This window comes from Pseudomonas sp. FG35, assembly GCF_057809295.1.
In genome coordinates, this window is sequence record NZ_JBMDJR010000010.1 from 46,705 (window position 1) to 70,325 (window position 23,621).

General features: G+C 60.6%; 25 protein-coding genes. 19 read left to right on the top strand and 6 right to left on the bottom strand.

Annotated features, from left to right (window positions below):
• Positions 1–148 precede the first annotated feature (148 nt).
• The 8 genes from ACODTD_RS19980 (at position 149) to ACODTD_RS20015 (ending at position 9,297) form a co-directional block, all read left to right on the top strand.
• Entirely contained in the window at positions 149–967 is an 819-nt protein-coding gene (locus tag ACODTD_RS19980) for an SDR family oxidoreductase (protein ID WP_011335425.1), read from the top strand.
• Between the two features lie 144 nt (positions 968–1,111).
• Positions 1,112–2,116, top strand: coding sequence for a substrate-binding domain-containing protein (locus tag ACODTD_RS19985; protein ID WP_197869173.1), 1,005 nt, complete (start codon positions 1,112–1,114; stop codon positions 2,114–2,116).
• Positions 2,117–2,172: 56 nt separating this feature from the next.
• On the top strand, positions 2,173–3,717 hold the full coding sequence (araG, locus tag ACODTD_RS19990) for an L-arabinose ABC transporter ATP-binding protein AraG (protein ID WP_489105119.1): 1,545 nt from the start codon (positions 2,173–2,175) through the stop codon (positions 3,715–3,717).
• A gap of 12 nt (positions 3,718–3,729) precedes the next feature.
• Complete coding sequence (gene araH, locus ACODTD_RS19995) at positions 3,730–4,698, top strand: L-arabinose ABC transporter permease AraH (protein ID WP_011335422.1); 969 nt, start codon at positions 3,730–3,732, stop codon at positions 4,696–4,698.
• A 283-nt stretch (positions 4,699–4,981) separates the two neighbouring features.
• Positions 4,982–5,695, top strand: a complete 714-nt coding sequence (locus tag ACODTD_RS20000; protein WP_011335421.1) for a GntR family transcriptional regulator — start codon at positions 4,982–4,984, stop codon at positions 5,693–5,695.
• A complete protein-coding gene (locus tag ACODTD_RS20005) occupies positions 5,692–6,690 on the top strand; it encodes an ADP-ribosylglycohydrolase family protein (RefSeq protein ID WP_011335420.1) in 999 nt (332 codons plus the stop codon). Before ACODTD_RS20000 ends, ACODTD_RS20005 begins: the two co-directional genes overlap by 4 nt.
• A gap of 218 nt (positions 6,691–6,908) precedes the next feature.
• Positions 6,909–8,375, top strand: a complete 1,467-nt coding sequence (locus ACODTD_RS20010; RefSeq protein ID WP_489105120.1) for a purine-cytosine permease family protein — start codon at positions 6,909–6,911, stop codon at positions 8,373–8,375.
• Positions 8,368–9,297 carry a PfkB family carbohydrate kinase gene (locus ACODTD_RS20015; protein ID WP_201815870.1) on the top strand — a complete coding sequence of 310 codons (930 nt, stop codon included), beginning with the start codon at positions 8,368–8,370 and terminating at the stop codon, positions 9,295–9,297. Before ACODTD_RS20010 ends, ACODTD_RS20015 begins: the two co-directional genes overlap by 8 nt.
• 128 nt (positions 9,298–9,425) lie before the next feature.
• Here the strand turns inward: ACODTD_RS20015 and ACODTD_RS20020 are convergent, their stop codons facing one another.
• From ACODTD_RS20020 to ACODTD_RS20035, 4 genes are all read right to left on the bottom strand, one after another.
• Complete coding sequence (locus ACODTD_RS20020) at positions 9,426–9,806, bottom strand: Rho termination factor N-terminal domain-containing protein (protein ID WP_011335417.1); 381 nt, start codon at positions 9,804–9,806, stop codon at positions 9,426–9,428.
• A gap of 90 nt (positions 9,807–9,896) precedes the next feature.
• Positions 9,897–10,151: a hypothetical protein gene (locus tag ACODTD_RS20025; RefSeq protein WP_011335416.1), complete on the bottom strand. Its 255-nt coding sequence runs from the start codon at positions 10,149–10,151 to the stop codon at positions 9,897–9,899.
• Between the two features lie 52 nt (positions 10,152–10,203).
• Positions 10,204–10,548, bottom strand: a complete 345-nt coding sequence (locus ACODTD_RS20030; protein WP_011335415.1) for a hypothetical protein — start codon at positions 10,546–10,548, stop codon at positions 10,204–10,206.
• Positions 10,549–10,630: 82 nt separating this feature from the next.
• Positions 10,631–11,299 (bottom strand): HD domain-containing protein, encoded by a 669-nt coding sequence (locus ACODTD_RS20035; RefSeq protein ID WP_011335414.1) that lies wholly within the window; start codon positions 11,297–11,299, stop codon positions 10,631–10,633.
• Positions 11,300–11,410: 111 nt separating this feature from the next.
• Between ACODTD_RS20035 and ACODTD_RS20040 the strand changes: the two genes are divergently transcribed.
• The 10 genes from ACODTD_RS20040 to ACODTD_RS20085 all read left to right on the top strand — a co-directional run bounded on the left by ACODTD_RS20040 (position 11,411) and on the right by ACODTD_RS20085 (position 19,466).
• Positions 11,411–11,890, top strand: coding sequence for a GNAT family N-acetyltransferase (locus ACODTD_RS20040; RefSeq protein WP_041475599.1), 480 nt, complete (start codon positions 11,411–11,413; stop codon positions 11,888–11,890).
• A 328-nt stretch (positions 11,891–12,218) separates the two neighbouring features.
• Positions 12,219–12,473, top strand: a complete 255-nt coding sequence (locus ACODTD_RS20045; protein ID WP_011335412.1) for a hypothetical protein — start codon at positions 12,219–12,221, stop codon at positions 12,471–12,473.
• Positions 12,470–12,964, top strand: a complete 495-nt coding sequence (locus ACODTD_RS20050; protein ID WP_011335411.1) for a PAAR domain-containing protein — start codon at positions 12,470–12,472, stop codon at positions 12,962–12,964. Before ACODTD_RS20045 ends, ACODTD_RS20050 begins: the two co-directional genes overlap by 4 nt.
• Before the next feature lie 6 nt (positions 12,965–12,970).
• Positions 12,971–13,711 (top strand): alpha/beta hydrolase family protein, encoded by a 741-nt coding sequence (locus ACODTD_RS20055; protein WP_285354789.1) that lies wholly within the window; start codon positions 12,971–12,973, stop codon positions 13,709–13,711.
• Positions 13,704–14,198: a hypothetical protein gene (locus ACODTD_RS20060; protein ID WP_041475394.1), complete on the top strand. Its 495-nt coding sequence runs from the start codon at positions 13,704–13,706 to the stop codon at positions 14,196–14,198. The genes ACODTD_RS20055 and ACODTD_RS20060 overlap by 8 nt, the downstream gene beginning before the upstream one ends.
• A gap of 169 nt (positions 14,199–14,367) precedes the next feature.
• The gene (locus ACODTD_RS20065; RefSeq protein ID WP_221615412.1) at positions 14,368–15,357 is read left to right on the top strand and encodes a 2-dehydro-3-deoxygalactonokinase; all 990 of its coding nucleotides are present in this window, start codon (positions 14,368–14,370) and stop codon (positions 15,355–15,357) included.
• A gap of 19 nt (positions 15,358–15,376) precedes the next feature.
• On the top strand, positions 15,377–15,997 hold the full coding sequence (locus ACODTD_RS20070) for a 2-dehydro-3-deoxy-6-phosphogalactonate aldolase (RefSeq protein ID WP_011335407.1): 621 nt from the start codon (positions 15,377–15,379) through the stop codon (positions 15,995–15,997).
• A 48-nt stretch (positions 15,998–16,045) separates the two neighbouring features.
• A complete protein-coding gene (gene dgoD, locus ACODTD_RS20075) occupies positions 16,046–17,194 on the top strand; it encodes a galactonate dehydratase (protein WP_489105121.1) in 1,149 nt (382 codons plus the stop codon).
• A 97-nt stretch (positions 17,195–17,291) separates the two neighbouring features.
• Positions 17,292–18,602 (top strand): MFS transporter, encoded by a 1,311-nt coding sequence (locus ACODTD_RS20080; RefSeq protein ID WP_489105122.1) that lies wholly within the window; start codon positions 17,292–17,294, stop codon positions 18,600–18,602.
• Between the two features lie 60 nt (positions 18,603–18,662).
• Entirely contained in the window at positions 18,663–19,466 is an 804-nt protein-coding gene (locus ACODTD_RS20085) for an IclR family transcriptional regulator (RefSeq protein WP_489105123.1), read from the top strand.
• A 4-nt stretch (positions 19,467–19,470) separates the two neighbouring features.
• Here ACODTD_RS20085 and ACODTD_RS20090 read toward each other — a convergent pair whose 3' ends face one another.
• On the bottom strand, positions 19,471–20,523 hold the full coding sequence (locus ACODTD_RS20090; protein WP_011335405.1) for an NAD(P)-dependent alcohol dehydrogenase: 1,053 nt from the start codon (positions 20,521–20,523) through the stop codon (positions 19,471–19,473).
• A 191-nt stretch (positions 20,524–20,714) separates the two neighbouring features.
• Between ACODTD_RS20090 and ACODTD_RS20095 the strand changes: the two genes are divergently transcribed.
• The gene (locus tag ACODTD_RS20095) at positions 20,715–21,605 is read left to right on the top strand and encodes an AraC family transcriptional regulator (protein ID WP_201815861.1); all 891 of its coding nucleotides are present in this window, start codon (positions 20,715–20,717) and stop codon (positions 21,603–21,605) included.
• A 66-nt stretch (positions 21,606–21,671) separates the two neighbouring features.
• On the opposite strand, the gene ACODTD_RS20100 is transcribed toward ACODTD_RS20095, so the two are convergent.
• Positions 21,672–23,336 (bottom strand): electron transfer flavoprotein-ubiquinone oxidoreductase, encoded by a 1,665-nt coding sequence (locus tag ACODTD_RS20100; protein ID WP_007950858.1) that lies wholly within the window; start codon positions 23,334–23,336, stop codon positions 21,672–21,674.
• Positions 23,337–23,621: the final 285 nt, after the last annotated feature.

Here is a 23,621-nt window from a genome sequence, read left to right on the forward strand (position 1 = left end):
AATTTTCATCGCACTCCACAGCGGAGTCAGCGCTTCGGGCCGTTTCGGTACCGCGGCGTGCGCGCGCCTGTTTTGTTCCACAAGCCTTCCAGACCGGACATCGTCAGATGCCCGGTTTTTTTATGCTTTCGAACAGGAGTCCTGATTCATGGCTGAACCTCTGTCCCTGCCACCGGTGCCCGAGCCACCAAAAGGCGAGCGTCTGAAAAACAAGGTTGTGTTGCTGACCGGCGCCGCCCAAGGCATCGGCGAAGCAATCGTCGCGACCTTCGCCTCGCAGCAGGCCAAACTGGTGATCAGCGATATCCAGGCCGAAAAGGTCGAGAAAGTCGCCGCCCACTGGCGCGAGCAGGGCGCCGATGTACAAGCGATCAAGGCCGATGTATCGCGTCAGCAGGATCTGCATGCCATGGCCAAACTGGCCATCGAGCTGCACGGTCGCATCGACGTGCTGGTCAACTGCGCCGGGGTCAATGTGTTCCGTGATCCGCTGGAAATGACCGAAGAAGACTGGAAACGCTGCTTCGCCATCGACCTCGACGGCGCCTGGTACGGCTGCAAAGCCGTGTTGCCGCAGATGATCGAGCAAGGCATCGGCAGCATCATCAACATCGCCTCGACCCATTCGACGAACATCATTCCCGGCTGCTTCCCGTACCCGGTGGCCAAGCATGGCCTGCTCGGCCTGACCCGCGCGCTGGGCATCGAGTACGCGCCGAAGGGTATTCGGGTCAACGCGATTGCGCCGGGCTACATCGAAACCCAGCTCAACGTCGATTACTGGAACGGTTTCGCCGACCCGCACGCCGAACGTCAGCGCGCTTTCGATCTGCATCCACCCAAACGCATCGGTCAGCCGATTGAAGTGGCGATGACTGCGGTGTTCTTGGCCAGTGATGAAGCGCCGTTCATCAATGCCTCGTGCATCACCATCGATGGTGGTCGCTCGGTGATGTACCACGACTGACAAAAGCGGATTTCAGGTGGAAAGGTCCGCCTGAAATTCAATCATCATACGATATGACTATTGTCGTCATGATTCGCAGGAAACGCTTTGACCGCTTTAACGTTTTTCAAATAACGCTCAAGAAAAATAACAAGGAGTCTGCTTATGAAACGTCGTTTCGGGATTCGTACCCTGTGCAGTACCGCGCTGGCGGTCACTGCGTTCAGCCTGAGCAGTGCCCTGCTGGCCGCCGATCCGGTGAAAATCGGCTTCCTGGTCAAGCAGGCCGAAGAGCCGTGGTTCCAGACTGAATGGGCCTTCGCCGAGAAAGCCGCCAAGGACAAAGGCTTCGAGCTGATCAAGATCGCCGTGCCGGACGGCGAGAAAACCCTCTCCGCTATCGACAGCCTTGCGGCCAACGGCGCCAAGGGCTTCGTCATCTGCCCGCCGGACGTGTCGCTCGGCCCGGCGATCATGGCCAAGGCCAAGCTCAACGACCTGAAAGTGATCGCCGTCGACGACCGTTTCGTAGATGCCAACGGCAAGTTCATGGAAGACGTACCGTACCTCGGCATGGCCGCCTTCGAAGTCGGCCAGAAGCAGGGCGCCGCCATGGCTGCCGAGGCGAAAAAGCGTAACTGGGACTGGAAAGACACCTACGCGGTGGTCAACACCTACAACGAACTCGACACCGGCAAGAAGCGCACCGACGGCTCGATGAAGGCCCTCGAAGACGCGGGCATGCCGAAAGATCACATTCTGACCGCCGCCCTGAAAACCCTCGACGTACCAGGCAGCATGGACGCCACCAACTCGGCGCTGGTCAAGCTGCCGAGTGCGGCGAAGAACCTGATCATCGGCGGCATGAACGACAACACTGTGCTCGGCGGCGTGCGCGCCACTGAAGCCGCCGGTTTTGCCGCGGCCAACGTGATCGGTATCGGCATCAACGGCACCGACGCCATCGGCGAGCTGAAAAAGCCCAACAGCGGCTTCTACGGTTCGATGCTGCCGAGCCCGCACATCGAAGGCTACAAGACCGCCGAGATGATGTACGAGTGGGTCACCACCGGCAAAGAACCGCCGAAGTACACCGCAATGGACGACGTCACCCTGATCACCCGCGACAACTTCAAGCAGGAGCTGGAGAAGATCGGTCTGTGGAACTGACGGCAGCGGCGGCCCGGCCAGCCGGGCCGCTTGAACGGTGTGATGAGGTGGCTTAAATGCACGCGCAAGTACAGACACAAGAACACAGCGCCAGCGGCAGCCTGCGTTTCAACGGGATCGGCAAGACCTTCCCGGGCGTGAAGGCGCTGGACGGCATCAGTTTCGTCGCGCATCCCGGGCAGGTTCACGCCTTGATGGGCGAGAACGGCGCCGGCAAATCGACCCTGCTGAAGATCCTCGGCGGTGCCTACATCCCGAGCAGCGGCGAGCTGCAGATCGGCGAGCGGACGATGGCCTTCAAGTCCACTGCCGACAGCATCGGCAGCGGCGTGGCGGTGATTCACCAGGAACTGCATCTGGTGCCGGAAATGACTGTGGCCGAGAACCTGTTTCTCGGTCACCTGCCGGCCAGTTTCGGCCTGATCAATCGTGGTGCGCTGCGCCAGCAAGCCTTGGCTTGCCTCAAAGGCCTGGCCGATGAAATCGACCCGCAGACCAAGGTCGGACGCCTGTCCCTCGGCCAGCGGCAACTGGTGGAAATCGCCAAGGCGCTGTCCCGTGGCGCGCATGTGATTGCCTTCGACGAACCGACCAGCAGCCTCTCGGCGCGGGAAATCGACCGGTTGATGGCGATCATCGGCCGGCTGCGCGACGAGGGCAAAGTGGTGCTCTACGTCTCCCATCGCATGGAAGAAGTGTTCCGCATCTGCGACGCGGTGACGGTGTTCAAGGACGGTCGCTACGTGCGCACCTTCGACGACATGAGCCAGTTGACCCACGATCAACTGGTGACCTGCATGGTCGGTCGCGACATTCAGGACATCTACGATTATCGCGGTCGCCCGCGCGGTGCCGTGGCGCTGAGAGTCGATGGCTTGCTTGGCCCGGGCCTGCACGAGCCGATCAGTTTCGATGCGCACAAGGGCGAGATTCTGGGTTTGTTCGGGCTGGTCGGGGCCGGGCGCACCGAGCTGTTCCGGCTGCTCAGCGGTCTGGAGCGCAACACCGCCGGACGCCTGGAATTGCGCGGCCATGAACTGAAGCTGCGTTCGCCCCGCGATGCGATTGCCGCCGGGATTCTGCTGTGCCCGGAGGATCGCAAGAAGGAAGGCATCATTCCGCTTGCCAGTGTCGCCGAGAACATCAACATCAGTGCGCGCGGTGCGCATTCCGGGCTCGGCTGCCTGCTGCGCGGGATTTGGGAAAAGGGCAACGCCGAGAAACAGATCAAGGCCCTGAAAGTGAAAACGCCCCACGCCGGGCAACAGATCAAGTTCCTGTCCGGCGGCAATCAGCAGAAGGCGATTCTCGGCCGCTGGCTGTCGATGCCGATGAAAGTCCTGCTGCTCGACGAGCCGACCCGGGGTATCGACATCGGCGCCAAGGCCGAGATCTACCAGATCATCCATAACCTGGCCGCCGACGGTATTTCGGTAATCGTGGTGTCCAGCGATCTGATGGAAGTGATGGGTATTTCCGACCGCATTCTGGTGCTGTGCGAGGGCGCCCTGCGTGGCGAAGTCAGCCGCGACCAGGCCAACGAATCCAACCTGCTGCAACTGGCTTTGCCGCGCCACCGCGCTGACGGCGTGGCGAACTGAGAGGTGACTATGATGACAACCCAAAACGAAACTCTGCCGACCGAGCGCAAACCTCTGGATATGCGGCGCTTCCTCGACGACTGGGTGATGCTGCTGGCGGCGGTGGGCATTTTTGTCGCCTGCACCTTGCTGATCGACAACTTCCTCTCGCCGCTGAACATGCGTGGCCTGGGCCTGGCGATCTCCACTACCGGGATCGCCGCGTGCACCATGTTGTACTGCCTGGCGTCGGGGCATTTCGACTTGTCGGTGGGTTCGGTAATCGCCTGCGCCGGGGTGGTCGCGGCGGTGGTGATGCGCGACACCAACAGCGTGTTTCTCGGCGTCAGCGCCGCGCTGGTGATGGGCCTGATCGTCGGCCTGATCAACGGCATCGTGATCGCCAAGTTGCGGGTCAACGCGTTGATCACGACGCTGGCGACCATGCAGATCGTCCGTGGCCTGGCCTACATTTTTGCCAACGGCAAAGCAGTGGGCGTGTCCCAGGAATCGTTCTTCGTGTTCGGCAACGGCCAGTTGTTCGGCGTGCCGGTGCCGATCCTGATCACCATCGTCTGCTTCCTGTTTTTCGGCTGGCTGCTGAACTACACGACCTACGGGCGCAACACCATGGCCATTGGCGGCAACCAGGAAGCGGCGCTGCTGGCGGGGGTGAATGTTGATCGCACGAAGATCATCATTTTCGCGGTGCATGGGGTGATTGGTGCGTTGGCGGGGGTGATTCTGGCTTCGCGGATGACTTCAGGGCAGCCGATGATCGGGCAGGGTTTTGAGCTGACGGTGATTTCGGCTTGCGTGCTGGGCGGGGTGTCGCTGAGTGGCGGGATCGGGATGATCCGGCATGTGATTGCCGGGGTCTTGATTCTGGCGATTATCGAGAATGCGATGAACCTGAAGAATATCGACACGTTTTATCAGTATGTGATTCGTGGGTCGATTCTGCTGTTGGCTGTTGTCATTGACCGTCTGAAACAGCGCTGAGATCAAGAGCTCCCTCACCCCCCGCCCTCTCCCGGAGGGAGAGGGAGCTGACCGAGGTGTCTTGCGCTCTACATTGACCTGAATAATTCAGTCGATTATGGATTCAGCGAGCGGGCTCAGGTCGGCGTATCTCCCAAATATCCCCCATTCAGTTCCCTCTCCCTCCGGGAGAGGGCTAGGCGGGCGGCGTTCCGATGAGGGCGCTCTTGATCTTCCCGCCTTCCGTCACCCCACCCAAAATTTCCCTTGCCCGTCTCAACCCGTTTCGGTTATCACTTTGTACATGATTAGACAGGTACGATTTGACAAGAAACAACGGGTGGTCGACGAGCTCGTCCGACGCATCGAAAGCGGCCTCATGGAGGACGGCTTTCTGTTGCCCGGCGAGCATCAGTTGGCTCAGGAATTCAACGTCAGCCGAGGCACGTTGCGCGAAGCGCTGGCCGAACTGAAGCGGCGCAATTACATCGCCACGCAAAGCGGGGTCGGTTCCATCGTCACGTTTGACGGGGTGGTACTCGACCAGCGCAGCGGCTGGGCCCAGGCCCTGGCCGACAGCGGGGCGCTGATCAATACCGACGTGTTGCGCCTGGAAGCCGTGACCCGCGAGGATCTGTTGCCGCGTTTCGGCTCCGATCAATTCATTCTTCTCGAACGTCGCCGCCGTTCCAACGATGGCACGGCGGTGTCCCTTGAACGCTCTCTGATGCCCGCCAGCGGAGGCCTGGAAAGCCTGCCGCGAGTGGGCCTGATCGATAACTCGCTGACCATCACCCTGGCCGCCTACGGCTACATCGGCGAGCGCGGCGATCAGTGGATCGGTGCCGAACCGCTCAACGCCGTGGATGCCAAACTGCTCGGCCGTCCCGAAGGCACGGTATTCCTCAAGGCGCTGCGCACCACGTATGACCGGCAAAACCGTTTCATGGAACAGGTCGAAAGCCTGCTCGACCCGGTGCATTTCCGGCTGCACCTGCAATTTGGAGAATCGAAATGACCGCCCTTGACCGTGCCCTGGGCGCGTTTTACGGCCTGGCCCTCGGCGATGCGTTGGGCATGCCGACCCAATCCCTGAACCGCGAAACCATCAAGCAGCGCTTCGGCCAGATTACCGAACTGCAGGACGCCGGCCCCTTGCAGCCGATTGCCGCGAACATGCCCAAGGGCTCGATTACCGATGACACCGAACAGGCGATTCTGGTCGGCGAGTTGCTGGTTGAAGGCAAGGGCCGGATCGAACCGGCGGTGCTCGCGCAACGGCTGATCGAATGGGAAGCCGAGATGCAGGCCAAGGGCTCGCAGGACTTGCTCGGTCCGTCGACCAAACGTGCGATCGAAATGATCCTCGCCGGCCACTCGCCGGAAGAGGCCGGACGTTACGGCACCACCAACGGCGCAGCGATGCGCATCACCCCGGTGGGGATCGCGGCGGATGTCGCCGACTCCGAACGCTTTATCGCGGCGGTGGTGCAGGCCTGTCAGGTCACTCACAACACTACGCTGGGGATTTCCAGCGCAGCGGCGGTGGCGGCGGTGGTTTCGGCCGGCATCAACGGTCTGGATCTGGGTGAGGCGCTGAACCTCGGCCAACAGATCGCCCAGCAAGCGGAGTCTCACGGGCACTGGGTGGCCGGCGGGCGTATCGCGTCGCGGATCAGTTGGGCGCGCAGCATCAGTGTCGAAAGCGACCCGGTGTTGCTCGCGGATCTGCTGTACGACGTGATCGGCACCTCGGTGGCGTCGCAGGAATCGGTCGTAGTGTCGTTCGCCCTCGCGCAGCAAGTCGCGGTCGGTGAAATGACGCCGTTCGATGCGCTGTGCATGGCCGCGAGCCTGGGTGGCGACACCGACACCATCGCCGCGATTCTCGGCGCCATGCTCGGGGCCTGCCTGGGCCTGCAGAGCTGGCCGGTGCCGATGATCGAGACGGTGAAGGCCGTCAATGGTCTGGAGCTGGAACCGTTGGTGACAGGGCTGTTGGCCTTGCGCTGATTGAACTGACGTTATCGTCGGATCGCCGCCCGGAGCAAGTTTGCTCCCACAGGGGTAACGCCGTACTTGTGGGAGCGAGCTTGCTCGAGATGGCCGCGCCGCAAATCCTGAATACTCACCCGCAATGGATCGCGCAGACAGGCCCAGGAAGGGGCGGGATGTCTTGTCGTTCTGCGTCATTGCCACAACCACAATAAAGGCAAACAGGAGCATTTTTCATGAGTTCATCGAACACCGGGCAAAGCGCCGGGCAACTGGAAACCCGGGGCATCGAACCGGTGCCGGAAGGCGAGTGCAACGGCCATCCGCTGCAACTGTTCTGGGTCTGGTTCGCTGCCAACATTTCCATCCTCGGCCTGCCGCTGGGCGCCACGCTGGTTGCGTTTCGCGGCCTGGCGATCTGGCAGGCAATCATCGTCGCGATCCTCGGCGCTGCCGGTTCGTTCGCGGTGGTGGGGATCATCTCGATCGCCGGCCGTCGCGGTCGTGCGCCGAGCCTGACGCTGTCGCGGGCGATCTTCGGTGTGCGCGGCAATATCGGCCCGACGCTGGTGTCGCTGATGTCGCGCCTGGGCTGGGAAACCGTCAACACCACCACGGCGGCGTTCGTGCTGCTGTCGTTGTGCTCGATCCTGTTCGGCTCGCCGGTGGAAGCCAAAAGCGCGCCGGTGCTGACCCTGATTTTCATCGCGATTTTCGTGCTGCTGACCCTGTCGGTGTCCGGCCTCGGCCACGCCACCTTGCTGGTGATCCAGAAGTGGGCGACCTATGTGTTCGGCGCACTGAACATTCTGGTCGGCGGCTTCCTCTGCGCGACCATCGACTGGAGCGCGGTGTTCAACGCCACGCCGGCACCAATGAGCGCGATGATCATCGGTATCGGCACCATGGCCGCCGGTACCGGCATCGGCTGGGCCAACGCTGGCGCCGACATGTCGCGCTATCAGCATCGCAGCGTCAAAGCCGTGCGCCTGGTGGCTTCGGCAGCGTTCGGCGCGGGGATTCCGCTGGTGTTGCTGATCACCCTCGGCGGCCTGCTGTCGGTGGGCAACAACGATCTGGCGTCGGCGACTGATCCGATCGTGGCGATCCGCGACATGCTGCCGACCTGGATGACCGTGCCGTACCTGATCACCGCATTCGGTGGTCTGCTGCTGTCGAACAACCTGTCGGTGTACTCCGCCGGTCTGACCACGCTGACCCTTGGCCTGAAGGTCAAGCGCGTGTACGCGGTAGTGGTCGACATCGTTGCGATATTCGCCGGTTCGATCTACTTCATGCTGATCGCCGACAGCTTCTACGGCCCGTTCATTACCTTCATTTCCCTGCTGGCGGTGCCGATCACCGCGTGGGTCGGGATCTTCGTGGTCGACCTGATTCACCGTCACTACTACAGCCCCAAAGACCTGCTCGACGTCAGTCCGAGCAGCGCCTACTGGTACAGCGGCGGCATCGAGTGGCGCGCATTCGGCGCGTGGGCGATCGCGATCGTGCTGGGCTTCAGTTTTACCACCATCGGCACCACGGCTGAAAATGTCTGGTTCAAGGGCTTCCTGTCCGACTCGTGGCTGGGCCACAACGGCCTCGGCTGGATCGTGACGTTCGTGGTCGCCGGCGGCATTTACTTCGTACTCGGCGGGGCGAGAGATCGCCGCGCCGCGCAATCCGAGAATGCTCATGCCTAAGATGTTGCATACCGGCCAAGTCATCATTGACCTGGTCATGGCCGTGGATGCGCTGCCGCAGATCGGCGGTGACGTGCTGGCGCAGTCCGCCAGTTTCGAAGCCGGCGGCGGCTTCAATGTGATGGCTGCCGCTGCGCGCAACGGCTTGCCGGTGGTCTATCTCGGTCGTCATGGCAATGGGCGTTTCGGTGATCTGGCACGGCAGGCGATGAACGCCGAAGGCATCCGCATCGGCATCGAACAACCTGCAGAACGTGACACCGGGATCTGCGTGGCGCTGACCGATGCGTCGGCCGAGCGCAGTTTCATTTCCTACATCGGCGCCGAAGGCGAGGTCACGACGGCGGAGCTGAACAGCGTCACCGCCGAGGAGGGGGACTACGTCTACGTCAGCGGCTACAGCCTGCTGCACAGCGGCAAGGCCCAGGCGTTGCTGGACTGGACGCTGGCGCTGCCGAGGACGATCAACGTGGTGTTCGATCCGGGCCCGCTGGTGGAATCGCCGGACTCACCGATGATGCAGGCGTTGCTGCCGCGCATTGATGTGTGGACCAGCAACAGCGTCGAGGCACTGCGCTTCACTGGCGCGGCGGATATCGAAACCGCGCTGGACCGGTTGACCATGCACCTGCCACTTGAGGTGCTGATGGTCGTGCGCGACGGCCCGCAGGGTTGCTGGATTCATCAGTGCGGTGAACGTCAGCATGTGCCGGGCTTCAAGGTGCAGGCAGTGGACAGCAACGGCGCGGGCGATGCGCATGCCGGCGTATTCGTCGCCGGGCTGGCACAAGGACTGGCCGCTCACGAAGCCGCAAGGCGCGCCAACGCTGCGGCTGCGTTAGCGGTCACTCGCTGGGGCCCGGCGACCGCTCCTGGCACGGCGGAGGTTGATGTGCTGATCAGCAAAAAATGCACTGACTGAACGATCGCAATTGCTGGCAGGCCAGCTCCCATAGGTTTCAGTAGGGGGTGCAGTTTTTGCCAGCCCTTTGATTTCTGTGGGAGCGCTTGCCAGCGATAAGGCCTTCATCCGTTACATCCAGTCTGGACCTAGCCGGCTCTGCGCAACGCCGCAATCAACTCATCTTTACGCATCGACGAACGCCCGGGGATTTTCCGCTCCCGGGCCTCCTTGCGCAGGCTGTCGACCGTCTGCACTTCGCGTGAAGCCTTGCTATCGCGCGAATGTCCCTCGCGGCTTGCTGTCGCGCGCCGCGCCGACTCCTTGCGATCCGCAGCTTTGGCGCTGGCCGGTTTCCGACGCCCGGAACCTCCGGCCTTCTCGCCGCCGCCGGACTGTTTGTTCACCGTCGCCCAGGCGCGGGCCTCGGCTTCGTCCTTGGACATCCCTTTGTTTTGATAACTGTCTTCGATGTGTTCGGCTTTGCGCTTCTGTTCTTCAGTGTATTTGGCTTTGCTTCCACGAGGCATGGCGAGTCTCCTGGTGGCTGGATGAATCTCTGAATGAGGTCTGGCGCAGGCGGCGCATTCAACCACTGCCTGCGCCAGTGACTGGAGGCGTCAGGTATCGAGTTTACGGGCCGCTTCCACACCCGCAGCGCTGAGCTTGATCGGCAGATTCAGCGAATGCTCTCCCGCTTCATTGCACGTGATGTGTCCGTGGTGAATCAGTCCACGCTCCTGCAGGGCGGCGAGGGCACTGGCCACGACTTTCTCGCCGCGATAATTGTCCAGCACCTCTTTGCCGAGGCCGCTCGGATGGGCATGCAACAGGCGGGTGAGGACTTCTTTTTCCAGGTTTTTATCGACGTTCATGGTTACCTCTTCAGGGAAGTGGATAAGACACGTTGCGTGGATGAAGCATGGATCACTGTCCTGCGCCTTCAGAACCCGAACCACCCGTGGTGGTTTTCGAGCCGACGCCGGGACCGGCGTTGTCGGGGGCGGCCGGAGCGTCGGGGGTGTTCATGCCGCCCTGGCGACCGGGATCGCTGCCCTGGGTGCGAGGATCGGTTCCCGTCGCGGGTGGCTGATTGATCAGCGGTACACCCGAACCGTCGGTATTCATACCGGGGGCACTGTTGATGGCGGGGGCTCTTGGCTGGGTAACCGGATCGGTCGGCCCGGTGCCGGCGGCGGTAGTCGAGGCGGCGAATACCGCCGGACTGAGGAGGGTTGCGAATACGAGCGCAGTCAACCTTGACGGGATCATAGGGGGTCTCCAGTGATTGAAATCCTTACCTCACGTTGGTCTGCCCTCGTGAAAGATTGGTGCCTGATGAGCGACGAACGGTTCAGAAGGGCTGAGCGCTTTCGAGGCCGATCTCTTCATTGAATTGCTCCATGAAGCCTTTCAGGCGTTGATGGCGGAGCTGTGCCAGACGTTGACCGGCAGCGGTGTGGAAACCGTCGGCAAGGTGCAGCAGTTTGATCTGGAAATGGTCGAGGCAGAATCGCTTGTCGTCGTAGTCCCTGTCCCGGGCCTCGGGATCGTGCGGGTCATACAGCGCGCTGCCCATCCGTCCGGCTGTGTAGAAGGTGCGGGCGACGCCGAGCATGCCGAGGGAATCGAGACGGTCGGCGTCCTGCATCAGTCGGGCTTCGAGGGTTAGCGGGGTGATGTTGGCGGAAAAGCTGTGGGCTTCGATGGCGTGGGTGACGGCATCTATTTTGGCCTCGGGCCAGTTCAGGTTTGTCAGCACCTTTGAAGCTTTTTCCGCTGCCAGACGCGATGCCTGTGAGCGCAGTGGCGAGTTCTTTTCCACCGCCACGCAATCGTGCAGCAGCACGGCCGCGAGCAGTACTTCAAGGTCGCCACCTTCCTCGATCTGCAAGGTGCGCGCGTTGTGCCAGACCCGTTGCAGGTGCGACAGATCGTGGGCGCCGTCCTCCGACGGTTCCAGCGCGTGGGGCAGCAGTTCGGCGGCGAGCTCCGTGAGAGGTGAAAAAACGAGATTGTTCATGGGAGTCCTTGCGAGTCATCGGCCGCGCTAGCCTAATCCGTGGATTGCCATGTGACGAGCGCCGCGCGCCGCCTTAGTATGGCGTTTTACTTTTTCCGACAAGGCCCGTCCATGACGATCGAGATCCGCCCGGCGACCCCCAGCGATGCACCGCAAATCCTCGCGTTCATCACCGAATTGGCAGACTTCGAAAAGGCCCGTCACGAAGTCATCGCCAGCGTCGCGGACATTGAACGCAGCCTGTTCAGCGAAGGCGCCACGGCACATGGCCTGATCTGCCTGCGCGACGGCTTGCCGATCGGTTTTGCGGTGTTCTTCTTCAGCTATTCGACCTGGCTGGGCAGCAACTGCCTGTACCTCGAAGACCTCTACATCACCCCGGAACAACGGGGCGGCGGCGCCGGAAAAACCCTGCTGCGCCACCTCGCAAAAATCGCCTGCGCCAACGACTGCGGCCGCTTCGAATGGAGCGTGCTGGACTGGAACACCCCGGCCATTGAATTCTACAAATCCCTCGGCGCCCAGCCGCAGGAAGAGTGGGTGAGGTATCGCATGGATGGCAAGGTATTGCGGGAGTTTGCCGAGGGCTGAATAAATAGTGGCAATCTGATTATTGATTCGATTGTCCAAACCGCTCTGGTCCGGCATTCTACGCGCCATTTTTGCGCGCTCACGGACGACACCTGCAATGCCTCTGGCACTCTTTCTCCACGCCCGTGGAGCCTTCGCTGCGTCAACGAGTGACCGGCGATGAGCGGACTACGGGCGTCGATCCGCCTGTACGGTCTGGTCAAAAAACTCGGTTCAAGCGACAACCCGAACCGCCAACTGGTGGACATCCTCTGCACCGTTAACCGCCTCGGTGGCAAAGCCATCCGTGCGTTTTTCTCGGGCCTCGATGCCGAGCTGATGACGCCTAGTGCAAACCACCTACGACCAGCATCGACTGACCGGCTACAACACCTTGCTCAACCAGCTCGACGACGCCACATCTACCGAGCTGAACTGGTTTGCCGATGAAACCTGGCAACAACTGCAAACCCTCACCCCGAACAGCCGCGAGCATTGTCACGCGCTTTTCGATTCCGTCGACAACCGCTGGCGTTTCGCCGCGACCGATGTCGACCTCTATCAGCCACACCTGGAACCTCTGAAGCAAGGAGCTTTGAATTGAGTGGTAAACCCGCTGCACGCGTCACCGACCCAACCGGCTGCCCACTGCCTGGTCATGGCAACAACCCGATCGTCTCCGGCTCGCCGGACGTGTTCTTCGACGGGCTCCCCGCCGCGCGCATGACCGATAAATCGGCGTGTGGCAGCCCGATAACCGGCGGTGTTTCCGCCACGGTCTTCATCAACGGCCTGAATGCCGCGATGCTCGACAGCACCGGCGGGCACGGCAATGTCGTGGTCGGTGGGTCGGGGACGGTGATTATTGGACAGAGCGGGGGAGGGGCGGCGTTTAGCGGGTTGTCGCCGATGCCGGTGCATTTCAATGATCGGATGCAGGTGATTAACGAAATTACTGGTGAGCCCATGCCAAATCACCCTTACGCGATTCAACGCGCTGATGGGAGCGTGGAGCACGGCGTAACCAATGACGCGGGGTTTACCCATACCGTGAGTTCGCATTTGCCTGAGTCGATCAAGCTGTTCGTGGAGTAGGAAGATATGACTACTGAAAATCCTGCTCTGAAAGGCTGTAAAAGACTGGTCGTGACCCACGACCTGACCTGCAAAACGGACGGAACAGTCAAGCAGGCCACGATCACTCCCAAAAAGATTGTTCTGTTTTTTGTGGGTGGTGCGGGTGATAAAGAAAGTTATTACGGCACAGGCCCCAATAATAACGTTGCTGACGTCATGAAGGTGTTCGTCAGGGATATGGAGGCTGAGGGTATTTGTTCTGATAATTATGATATCCACCATGTTGGTTATAACTATTTTATTAGTGAAGATGATCTGAAAAAGAATGTGCTGGAGAAGATTGCTGATGTGACCACGCCTGTATATATCATTGGGCATAGCTTGGGCGGATGGAATGGTGCGCACCTGTCAGCTGTATTGACTGATAAGGGATATCGAATTCCGTGTCTGGTTACACTCGATCCGGTTGGCGAAGGAAAAATTGTGTGGGGAGTTTCTAACATCTACCGTCAGGAGCCGAAGCCGAAGGCGGAATATTGGGTTAACGTCAGAGCCGATGCCAAAGACTGGAATTTTTCCGATCTCGTAGCCGATTTTGGAGAGCAATGGGATATGAAAAGTGGGCCCAATATGAACGGGCGAGTGAATGTGAATCACGCCGATGCCTGGGTCATCTTCACATCAGTCCTGCAAAGTGGCCTCTCGGCCAGAGACGCTTTGATGCAGGTTGTTGTTACTCATTTTAAAGGACGGAAATGTGCGTAATATAATTTTATGTATGGCTTTCTTGCTTTGCACTTCCTGTGCGATGAATCATGGTAAGCCCATTGCTCATTTACAATACGTTGGTGTTGAACGTTATTTGGATAGGAATATTTATCAGGTGCGTTTTACGTCTGATGTTGATGTTGTCAATCTTTTTAAATCAAAAATAAGCCAGACGCTGCTGTGTTCTTTTGAGGACGATTTTGATTTTTCGGCACCTCACTCTGCGGGTAGATACGGAGAGGGTTTTGTCGAGCCTGAAATTTCAAGTGCCGGGCCGGTTTACAGGGCGGATGTTTTATTTTTCAAAAGAAAAAACGATACCAGTGAAAAAATCATTGAAGGTGAGGCATTGAGGTCTTTATTAGTGGGCCGAGAGTCTATTGTCTGTAAGGTCAGAATTAATTCCTACTCCTATAAAATATATTTGTCGGAGGACATGAAAGTTCCAACGGCAGATCTGTTAAGAGAGATCGATAAGTTTTAAACGGGATGCGATCCGTCCGGACAGGCGGTGCTCGTTGCTCAATTCGCTGTCCGGGCTTTTAAGAAAGGCAAATCCCAAAATATGGGATGCAAAATTACATATTGAGATTTCCCGCCTGAGAGGTCTATAGTCCAGCTCACTCACTGCCAATAACAAAACAGGTGAAGCGATGCTGGCGCAATTGATCGCGCTCGATTGGGGGACGACCTCACTACGTGCTTACAAACTCGCAGCGGGCGGGCAGGTGCTGGCGCAGCGGTCGCTGTCGTTCGGGATCATGCAGTTGCCGAAGACGCCGCGGGTCATCAACGGTCGTGAATGCGCTGATGGTTTTGAACTGGCGTTCGACGAGGCGTGCGGCGACTGGCTCGACGCGCAACCCGACTTGCCGGTGATTGCCTGTGGCATGGTCGGCAGCGCCCAGGGCTGGCGCGAAGCGTCCTACCGCGATACGCCGGCCAACGTGGCCGATCTCGGAAAATCCCTGCAAACCGTTCACAGTCTTCGCGGTGTCGACGTGCATATCGTGCCGGGTGTGATTCAGCGTTCGGCGCTGCCGAACGTGATGCGCGGCGAGGAAACCCAGGTCCTCGGCGTCCTGCAGAATCTGCCGGTCGAGGCGGGCACTGATCTGTTGATCGGCCTGCCCGGCAGTCATTCGAAATGGGTGGAAGTGGCCGACGGCTGCATCACCCGTTTCGACACCTTCATGACCGGCGAAGTGTTCGCCGTGCTCAGCGAACACAGCATTCTCGGCCGTACCCAACAGCACAGCGCGACGTTCGACGCCGCCGCCTTCGATCGCGGCGTACAGGTGGCGTTGTCGGCAGAGGGCGAGATTGGCGTGCTGTCGACGCTGTTCAGCGCCCGCAGCCTGGGGCTGTCCGGTGAGCTCAGTGCCACCGCGCAACCGGACTATCTGTCCGGCCTGCTGATCGGCCACGAGCTGACGGCGCTGGCCGCCGTGCAACGGCGCCGACGCAACAGCACAGATCTTCCTTCGATCATCCTCATCGGCAACGCACAGTTGTGCGCCCGCTACAGCCGTGCCCTCGACACCTGCGGTTTTGCCCGGTTGACCCTGGCCGAGCAAGCCACCGAGCGTGGACTGTGGCAACTGGCGCTCGCCGCCGGACTGATCGATTCCTCATCCCGTTAACCCTGACTGGAGGCCTGACATGCTCAAGCAAGCACTGGCGCAAAACGGTCTGATCGCGATTCTGCGCGGCCTGCATCCGCAGGAAGCCGCCGCTGTCGGAGAAGTCCTGTATGCGGCCGGATTTCGCGTCATCGAAGTACCGCTCAATTCCCCCTCGCCGTACGAAAGCATCCGTATTCTGCGTAAGGCCTTGCCCGCCGATTGTCTGATCGGTGCCGGCACGGTGCTGACCCCGGAACAGGTCGAATTGGTGAAGGAGGCCGGCGGCCAGGTGATCGTCATGCCCCACAGCGATGCCAAGGTGCTGCGGGCGGCGAAAGCGGCGGGGCTGTACCTGTCGCCGGGCGTTGCCACACCGACCGAAGCCTTTGCGGCACTGGAGGAGGGTGCTGACATTCTCAAGCTGTTCCCGGCCGAACAGATGGGTCCGGCGGTGGTGAAAGCCTGGCTGGCGGTGTTGCCCGTCGGGACGATCCTGGCGCCGGTCGGTGGCATCACGCCGGACAACATGCAGGCGTTTATCGACGCCGGCGTCAAAGGCTTTGGCCTCGGTTCCGGGCTGTTCAAGCCGGGCATGACGACTGAGCAAGTGGCGACCAATGCCAAGGCCTACGTGGCGGCCTGGAAAGCCCTTCGCTAAGACTTTTCCGGCGCTGCGTGCGCTGCATCTAACAAGAGAGACAAGCAGATGAAAATCACCAAACTCACCACCTTCATCGTCCCGCCGCGCTGGTGCTTCCTGAAAGTCGAAACCGACGAAGGCGTGACCGGTTGGGGCGAGCCCGTGGTCGAGGGCCGCGCCCACACGGTCGCTGCTGCGGTTGAGGAATTGTCCGACTACCTGATCGGCAAAGACCCACGCAATATCGAAGACATCTGGACCGTGCTGTATCGCGGTGGCTTCTACCGAGGCGGCGCGATCCACATGAGCGCGCTGGCCGGTATCGATCAGGCGCTGTGGGACATCAAGGGCAAGGCCCTCGGTGTATCGGTCAGCGATCTGCTCGGCGGTCAGGTGCGGGACAAGATCCGCGTGTATTCGTGGATCGGCGGCGACCGCCCGGCGGACACTGCGCGGGCCGCGAAAGAGGCGGTGGGCCGAGGTTTTACGGCGGTGAAAATGAACGGCACCGAGGAACTGCAATTCCTCGATACCTTCGAAAAGGTCGATCTGGCCCTGGCCAACGTTGCCGCCGTGCGCGATGCGGTCGGGCCGAACGTCGGCATCGGCGTCGACTTCCATGGCCGGGTGCACAAACCCATGGCCAAGGTGCTGATGAAGGAACTCGACCCGTACAAACTGATGTTCATCGAAGAGCCGGTGCTCAGCGAAAACTACGAAGCGCTGAAAGAACTGGCTCCGCTGACCAGCACCCCGATTGCCCTCGGTGAGCGGCTGTTTTCGCGCTGGGACTTTAAACGGGTGTTGAGCGAAGGTTACGTCGACATCATCCAGCCGGACGCGTCCCACGCCGGCGGCATCACCGAGACCCGCAAGATCGCCAACATGGCCGAAGCCTACGACGTGGCGCTGGCACTGCATTGCCCGCTGGGTCCGATTGCACTGGCGGCGTGTCTGCAACTGGACGCCGCTTGTTACAACGCGTTTATCCAGGAGCAGAGCCTGGGCATCCATTACAACGAGAGCAATGACTTGCTCGATTATGTGAAGGATCCGCGGGTGTTCGACTACGACAAGGGCTTCGTGAAAATCCCGAACGGCCCGGGCATGGGGATCGAGATCAACGAGGAATACGTGATCGAACGCGCGGCGGTCGGTCATCGCTGGCGCAACCCGATCTGGCGGCATGCCGATGGCAGTTTTGCCGAGTGGTGAGTCGCTGACTCTCTGCCGCATCCAGTAAGTCAGATCTCCAGGGAGCGGAGATCTGCATAACCCTCGACCTCAATAAACATAAAAAGAGGCGCTCCCCATGCAACCGCAAACCCTCACCGGGCAAGCGACGTTAGTCACGCCCAGCCGCAAGCGATTTTTCATCATGGTGTTGCTGTTCATCACCGTGGTCATCAACTACCTCGACCGCAGCAACCTGTCGATTGCCGCCCCGGCTCTGACGACGGATCTGGGCATCGACCCGGTGCACGTCGGGCTGATCTTCTCGGCGTTCGGCTGGACCTACGCCGCCATGCAGATCCCCGGCGGCTGGCTGGTGGACCGGGTGCCGCCGCGCATCCTTTATAGCGTCGCACTGTTGCTGTGGTCGCTGGCTACGGTGATGCTCGGGTTCGCCGCCAGTTTCATCGCGCTGTTCGTGCTGCGCATGGCGGTCGGTGCGCTGGAAGCGCCGGCGTATCCGATCAACAGCCGCGTGGTGACGACCTGGTTCCCCGAGCGTGAGCGGGCCACGGCCATCGGTTTCTACACCTCCGGGCAGTTTGTCGGGCTGGCGTTTCTGACCCCGGTGCTGGCGTGGCTGCAACATGAATTCGGCTGGCACATGGTGTTTGTCGTGACCGGCACTGTGGGCATCGTGTGGGCGGCGATCTGGTACGCGGTGTATCGCGAGCCGCGTGATTTCAAAGGCGCCAACCAAGGTGAAATCGACCTGATCCGCGAGGGCGGCGGGTTGGTGGACATCGCCGCCGAAACCGCCAAGGTGAAGGCGAAATTCAGCTGGACCGATCTCGGCATTGTCCTGAGCAAACGCAAGTTGTGGGGGATCTACCTCGGCCAGTTCTGCCTGAACTCGACGTTGTGGTTTTTCCTGACTTGGTTCCCGACCTACCTGGTGAAGTATCGCGGCATGGACTTCATCAAGTCCGGTCTGCTGGCGTCGCTGCCGTTTCTCGCCGCGTTCATCGGCGTGCTGTGCTCCGGGTTCTTTTCCGACTTCCTGATCCGTCGCGGCTGCACCGTCGGGTTTGCGCGCAAGCTGCCGATCATTGGCGGGCTGCTGATTTCCACCTCGATCATTGGTGCCAACTTCGTCGAGTCGACGCCGTTGGTGATTGCCTTCCTGGCCTTGGCGTTTTTCGGCAACGGGTTGGCGTCGATCACCTGGTCGCTGGTCTCGACACTGGCGCCGGCGCGGTTGCTGGGCTTGACCGGTGGGGTGTTCAACTTCATCGGCAACCTGTCGGCGATTGCCACGCCGATTGTCATCGGCTTCCTGGCCAGCGGCGATTCGTTCGCTCCGGCGATCACCTACATCGCGGTTCTGGCGTTGATCGGTGCTTTGTCCTACGTGCTGCTGGTGGGCAAGGTCGAGCGCATCGAGTTGTAGTCGGCTATGTCGGGCGACCATAATGCCGCCCGTTCCCTCGCTCAACGCTAAAGGCTGGATATGCAGGAAGACGCCCCGAAAACCGCCAAGGACGCCGCGCCGACCGGCACCCAGACCCTGCTTCGCGGGTTGGGTGTGGTGCAGGCCGTCGCCAGTGGCGCCCGTGATCTCAAAGAGATCGCCCGCCTGATCGGCACCACGCGCAGCACCACCCATCGTCTGGCCAGTTGTCTGGTGGACGAACGTTACCTGCGCGTCGTGCCGCAAGTCGGTTATCTGCTGGGGCCGAAGCTGATCGAACTGGGTTTCCAGGCGCGCGAAGAGTTACCGCTGGTGACCCTGGCCGGGCCTTATCTGGACGAGTTGTCGGCGCTGACCGGCGACACCGTTCACCTGGGCATTCGTGAAGGCGACGAGGTGCTTTATTTGCTGAAGAATCCGGGGCGCAACGGCCCGGAAATGCGCTCGCGGGTCGGCCATCGCATGCCGCTGGCGCGGACCGGGATCGGCAAGGCGCTGATGCTGGATGACGCGCCGCAGGACTGGCAGCGTCTGTATGACATCAGCCTGCCGGCGGCTGGGAAAAGTCAGTTCTGGCCCCAGCATCCCCAGCAGTCGTGGGAGCAGCTTGAGCAGCGGATGACCGAGTACGTGGCCGGTGGCTATGCGTTCGATCTGGAAGACAACGAGCCGTCGATCCGCTGCGTGGCGGCGCCGATCCGCGACGCGAGCAAGCGCATCGTCGCGGCCATCAGCATCGCCAGCACCGTGCCGTACATGCCGCTGGAAAAAATGGCCGAGCTGATTCCCCTGATCAAAGGGGTCACGGCCCGGCTCTCGGCGGAGCTTGGCTTGAAGGTCTGAGGAATCAGAGCTTCAGAGTCGCCATATCGATCACGAAGCGGTACTTCACATCGCCAGCGATCATGCGGGCGTAGGCCTCGTTGATCTGGCGGATGTCGAGCATTTCGATGTCGCAGCTGATGTTGTGCTCGGCGCAGAAATCCAGCACTTCCTGGGTTTCGGCGACGCCACCGATCAACGAACCGGCCAATACGCGACGACCCAGCACCAGTTTCGCGGCGTGGACCGGCGGATCGATCGGTTCGATCAGACCCACCAGAATGTGCACGCCGTCGAAGCGCAGGGTGTCGAGGTACGGGTTCAGATCGTGCTGCACCGGAATGGTGTCCAGCAGGAAGTCGAAACGGCCGGCAGCGGCTTTCATCTGCTCTTCGTCGGTGGAGACAATGACGTGATCGGCGCCCTGTCGACGACCTTCCTCGGCTTTGCTTGCCGAACGGGTGAACAGCGTCACTTCGGCGCCCATGGCCTTGGCGAACTTGATGCCCATGTGGCCGAGGCCGCCCATGCCGAGAATCCCGACCTTGTCGCCGGCCTTCACGCCGTAGTGCTTGAGTGGCGAGTAGGTGGTGATGCCGGCGCAGAGAATCGGCGCGGCAGCCGCCAGATCCAGCTTCTCGGGAATGCGCACCACGAAGTGTTCGCTGACCACGATGCTGTCCGAATAACCGCCCATGGTGTTACTGCCATCGACCCGGTCCGGAGTGGCGTAGGTCATGGTCGGGCCTTCGAGGCAGTATTGCTCGAGGTTCGACTGGCAGGCTTCGCAGGTGCGGCAAGAGTCGACCATGCAGCCGACACCGACCAGGTCGCCGACCTTGTGTTTGGTGACGTTCGCACCGACGGCGGTGACTTTTCCGACGATCTCGTGGCCGGGCATCAACGGGTAAACGGCGATGCCCCATTCGTTGCGCGCCTGGTGGATGTCGGAGTGGCAGACGCCGCAGTACAGGATCTCGATGGCGACGTCGTCGGCCCGTGGGCTGCGGCGTTCGAACTTCATCGGGGCGAGGGGGGTGGTGGCCGTTTGAGCGGCATAGCCGATGGCGGTGTACATGTGAAACCTCGCAAAAGCAGTGACAGGTGAGGCGGCGCATTCTGGGCGCCGTCCGGTCGTCCGGCCATGGCGATTCCTCCGGGTGTCATGCCTAATCCTCCGGCATGCGGGGTTGATCGGCCGCATTGGCAAAAGGATCTGCGATGATGCTTTTATCCCTTTTTCCGTGATTTTTTCTGAAGAGCCACCCGATGCAATTGACCCGTCACCTTGATGCCAACGCCACCCTGGTTTCGCTGATCGAACCGCTGGCGCTGCGCGATGGTTACAGCCAGACCGGGCTGCCAGGCGTGCAGGTGTTGCGCGCCAGTTGCGACGTCGCCCGTGGCCCGCACATTTATGAGCCGAGCCTGATGATCATCGCCCAGGGCAGCAAACTGGCGTATCTGGGGCCGCGCACCATGGAATACGGCGCCGGGCATTACCTGATTCAGGCTTTGCCGGTGCCCTTTGAGTGCGAGACCTACGCGTTGCCGGACGCACCGCTGCTTGGCGTATCGGTGGCGATCGACCGGGTGCTGCTCGGTGAACTGGTGCTGGCCATGGGGCTGGCGCCGGGGCGGCATATTCCGGCGCAGACACCTGAGTCGATGACCTCGGTGGTGCTCGACAATGACATGCGTGGTTGTGTCGAACGCTTGCTGCGTTGTCTGCACGATCCGCTGGAATGCCAGATTCTCGGACCGGCGCGGGTGCGAGAGTTATTGTTTGTGGCGTTGCGCGGTCCCCAGGCGGATGTGTTGCGAGCGCTGGTGGAGCAGCAGGGGCAGTTCGCCCGGGTGGCGGCTTCGATCAGTCATCTGCATGCGCATTACACCGAACCGTTGAACGTCGAGACATTGGCCAGTTGCGCGAACATGAGCGTTTCGACCTTTCACGAACACTTCAAACGCAGCACGTTGCTGTCGCCGGTGCAGTACCTGAAGCGTTTGCGCTTGTTGAAGGCGCAGACGTTGTTGATCGCCGAAGGACTGGGGGTGGCGCAGGTGGCGCATCGGGTGGGATACCAGAGCACGTCGCAGTTCAGTCGCGAATACAAACGCTATTTCGAACGCAGTCCGGGGGATGAGCGTGCTGCGTGATTTTCACCAAATCGCGGGGAACAAAAAGGCCCCCGTTTCGGGAGCCTTGATGTTCAGCAATTCGACTTACATGTTTGGATAGGTCGGGCCGCCAGCGCCTTCCGGCGTCACCCAGGTGATGTTCTGCGAAGGATCCTTGATGTCACAGGTCTTGCAGTGCACGCAGTTCTGGGCGTTGATCTGGAAGCGCTTCTCGCCGTCTTCCTTGGTGATCACTTCATACACGCCGGCCGGGCAGTAGCGCTGCGCCGGCTCGTCGTACAGCGGCAGGTTCTTGCTCAGCGGGATGGTCGGATCGGTCAGTTTCAGGTGGCACGGCTGTTCTTCTTCATGGTTGGTACCGGAGATGAACACCGAGCTCAGCTTGTCGAAGCTAATCTTGCCGTCGGGTTTCGGGTAGTCGATCTTCTTGCAGTCGGCCGCGAGCTTGAGGCAGGCGTAGTCCGGCTTGGTGTCGTGCAGGGTGAACGGCAGTTTGCCGCCGAAGATGTTCTGGTCCAGCCAGTTGAAACCGCCGCCGACGATAGCGCCGAACTTGTGGATCGCCGGGCCGAAGTTGCGGCTGGCGAACAGTTCTTCGTAGAGCCAGCTCTTCTTGAAGGCGTCGACGTAGGTGGTCAGCTCTTCCGTGCCGTCCTTTTCAGCGAACAGCGCGTCGGCCACGGATTCAGCGGCGAGCATGCCGGACTTCATCGCGGTGTGGCTGCCTTTGATCTTGGCGAAGTTCAGAGTGCCGAGGTCGCAACCGATCAGTGCGCCGCCCTTGAAGACCATTTTCGGCAGCGAGTTCAGGCCACCCTTGCAGATCGCACGTGCGCCGTAGCTGATGCGCTTGCCGCCTTCCAGATATTGCTTGAGTACCGGGTGATGCTTGAGGCGCTGGAATTCGTCGAACGGCGACAGGTAGGTGTTGCTGTAGGAAAGGTCGACGATCAGACCGACCACCACCTGGTTGTTTTCCAGGTGATAGAGGAAGGAGCCGCCGGTGTTCTCGGTGCCCATGATGTCCATCGGCCAACCGGCAGTGTGCACCACCAGGCCTGGCTGGTGTTTGGCCGGGTCGATTTCCCAGATTTCCTTCAGCCCGATGCCGTAGTGCTGGGCGTCGGCATCGCTGTCCAGGTTATAGCGCTTGATCAGTTGCTTGCCGATGTGGCCACGGCAACCTTCGGCGAACAGCGTGTACTTGCCACGCAGTTCCATGCCCGGGGTGTACAGGCCTTCTTTCGGATGACCTTCGCGGTCGACGCCGAGGTCGCCGGTGATGATCCCGCGCACCACGCCGTTTTCATCGATCAGCGCTTCCTGAGCGGCGAAGCCCGGGTAGATTTCCACGCCCAGGTTTTCGGCCTGCTGAGCGAGCCAGCGGCACAGGTTGCCGAGGGAGATAATGTAGTTACCTTCGTTGTGCATGGTCTTGGGCACAAAGAAGTCAGGAATTTTTTGCGCGCTTTCGGCGTTTTTCAGCACGAAGATGTCATCGCGGGTGACTGGCGTGTTCAGCGGGGCGCCGAGTTCTTTCCAGTCCGGGAACAGTTCGTTCAAGGCCCGTGGTTCGAATACGGCACCGGACAGGATATGTGCGCCGACTTCGGAGCCTTTTTCGACCACGCAGACGCTGATTTCCTTACCGGCTTCGGCGGCCTTCTGCTTCAGACGGCAGGCGGCGGACAGGCCAGCGGGGCCGGCACCGACGATGACCACGTCGAATTCCATGTATTCGCGTTCCACAGGCTATCTCCTACTCAAGGCTCAACAGTTTTTTTTCTAATTTGGAGGTTCGGTGTCGTATCCGTTATTGCCTTTACGTTAACGTCAAGGGTAATAATGGGCAAACCACCTTTCTCTCTAGGCGGCGCATTATATCTACACCACTCCTAGCGTCCAATACAAACGTTTGTTTGAATCGGCTCCAGCCCAGAGAAATCAAAGAAGCGCGGCTTATGACAGGGCATTTTGGCGTATTGACCAGAATGGGCGTTCCGGTCAAGATACGGGCGGTTTTGCGCTCGCCGT

What these genes read in the sequence shown, in the direction of transcription:
- ACODTD_RS19980 (WP_011335425.1), top strand. Translation starts at nt 149, where the DNA reads ATGGCTGAACCTCTGTCCCTGCCACCGGTGCCCGAGCCACCAAAAGGC.
- ACODTD_RS19985 (WP_197869173.1), top strand. Translation starts at nt 1,112, where the DNA reads ATGAAACGTCGTTTCGGGATTCGTACCCTGTGCAGTACCGCGCTGGCG.
- araG (WP_489105119.1), top strand. Translation starts at nt 2,173, where the DNA reads ATGCACGCGCAAGTACAGACACAAGAACACAGCGCCAGCGGCAGCCTG.
- araH (WP_011335422.1), top strand. Translation starts at nt 3,730, where the DNA reads ATGACAACCCAAAACGAAACTCTGCCGACCGAGCGCAAACCTCTGGAT.
- ACODTD_RS20000 (WP_011335421.1), top strand. Translation starts at nt 4,982, where the DNA reads ATGATTAGACAGGTACGATTTGACAAGAAACAACGGGTGGTCGACGAG.
- ACODTD_RS20005 (WP_011335420.1), top strand. Translation starts at nt 5,692, where the DNA reads ATGACCGCCCTTGACCGTGCCCTGGGCGCGTTTTACGGCCTGGCCCTC.
- ACODTD_RS20010 (WP_489105120.1), top strand. Translation starts at nt 6,909, where the DNA reads ATGAGTTCATCGAACACCGGGCAAAGCGCCGGGCAACTGGAAACCCGG.
- ACODTD_RS20015 (WP_201815870.1), top strand. Translation starts at nt 8,368, where the DNA reads ATGCCTAAGATGTTGCATACCGGCCAAGTCATCATTGACCTGGTCATG.
- ACODTD_RS20020 (WP_011335417.1), bottom strand. Translation starts at nt 9,806, where the DNA reads ATGCCTCGTGGAAGCAAAGCCAAATACACTGAAGAACAGAAGCGCAAA.
- ACODTD_RS20025 (WP_011335416.1), bottom strand. Translation starts at nt 10,151, where the DNA reads ATGAACGTCGATAAAAACCTGGAAAAAGAAGTCCTCACCCGCCTGTTG.
- ACODTD_RS20030 (WP_011335415.1), bottom strand. Translation starts at nt 10,548, where the DNA reads ATGATCCCGTCAAGGTTGACTGCGCTCGTATTCGCAACCCTCCTCAGT.
- ACODTD_RS20035 (WP_011335414.1), bottom strand. Translation starts at nt 11,299, where the DNA reads ATGAACAATCTCGTTTTTTCACCTCTCACGGAGCTCGCCGCCGAACTG.
- ACODTD_RS20040 (WP_041475599.1), top strand. Translation starts at nt 11,411, where the DNA reads ATGACGATCGAGATCCGCCCGGCGACCCCCAGCGATGCACCGCAAATC.
- ACODTD_RS20055 (WP_285354789.1), top strand. Translation starts at nt 12,971, where the DNA reads ATGACTACTGAAAATCCTGCTCTGAAAGGCTGTAAAAGACTGGTCGTG.
- ACODTD_RS20065 (WP_221615412.1), top strand. Translation starts at nt 14,368, where the DNA reads ATGCTGGCGCAATTGATCGCGCTCGATTGGGGGACGACCTCACTACGT.
- ACODTD_RS20070 (WP_011335407.1), top strand. Translation starts at nt 15,377, where the DNA reads ATGCTCAAGCAAGCACTGGCGCAAAACGGTCTGATCGCGATTCTGCGC.
- dgoD (WP_489105121.1), top strand. Translation starts at nt 16,046, where the DNA reads ATGAAAATCACCAAACTCACCACCTTCATCGTCCCGCCGCGCTGGTGC.
- ACODTD_RS20080 (WP_489105122.1), top strand. Translation starts at nt 17,292, where the DNA reads ATGCAACCGCAAACCCTCACCGGGCAAGCGACGTTAGTCACGCCCAGC.
- ACODTD_RS20085 (WP_489105123.1), top strand. Translation starts at nt 18,663, where the DNA reads ATGCAGGAAGACGCCCCGAAAACCGCCAAGGACGCCGCGCCGACCGGC.
- ACODTD_RS20090 (WP_011335405.1), bottom strand. Translation starts at nt 20,523, where the DNA reads ATGTACACCGCCATCGGCTATGCCGCTCAAACGGCCACCACCCCCCTC.
- ACODTD_RS20095 (WP_201815861.1), top strand. Translation starts at nt 20,715, where the DNA reads ATGCAATTGACCCGTCACCTTGATGCCAACGCCACCCTGGTTTCGCTG.